Source organism: Oleiphilus sp. HI0132 (assembly GCF_001635845.1).
Genome location: NZ_LWGJ01000361.1, coordinates 1 through 726 on the forward strand (window position 1 = coordinate 1; position 726 = coordinate 726).

Consider the following 726-nt stretch of genomic DNA (forward strand, 5'->3'; position numbering starts at 1 on the left):
TCAGGAAACTGCTTTCTTAGAATCGGTACAAAGACTTCATTCAAAGCTAAACCGAGAATCGCAGGCTCATCAGGCGGCCGACCAGTATAAGTACTGTGGTAAATCGCATTTTTTCGATGAGTAATACGCTCGACAGTAAATACCGGAAAGGTATCCACTTCATTGTAATAACCAGTATGATCACCGAAGGGTCCTTCGGGTGCGACTTCATCAGGGTAAATGAAGCCCTCCAATACTATCTCTGCACTCGCTGGCACTGATAGGTCACTCAAGCCCGCTTTAGTCACTTCAGTTTTACTATCACGTAACAAGCCAGCAAAGGCATATTCAGATAAGGTATCGGGCACGGGCGTTACTGCACCGAGTATTGTTGCTGGATCAGCACCTAAAGCCACCGCAACCGGGAAAGGTTTACCTGGGTGTTTTTGCTGCCACTCTCTGAAGTCTAGTGCGCCACCACGGTGAGATAGCCAGCGCATGATCAGCTTATTCTTTGCAATCAACTGCTGGCGATAAATCCCCAGATTCTGGCGAGACTTTTCAGGCCCTTTTGTAATCACCAAAGACCAGGTCACCAAAGGTCCTGCATCGCCTGGCCAGCAAGTCTGGATAGGAAGCTTATACAGATCCACCTGATCTTTTTCGATAAGCACTTCCTGACAGGCAGCCGAGCGGACCTCTTTGGGCCCCATCGCCATCACCTTTTTAAATATCGGTAGCTTTTGC

1 protein-coding gene is annotated in these 726 nt (G+C 48.3%); it reads right to left on the reverse strand.

All coding sequences use genetic code 11. The features are described from left to right. The coding region (locus A3766_RS04440) for a UbiD family decarboxylase (RefSeq protein WP_156508682.1) at positions 1-726 on the reverse strand (726 nt) is incomplete at both ends.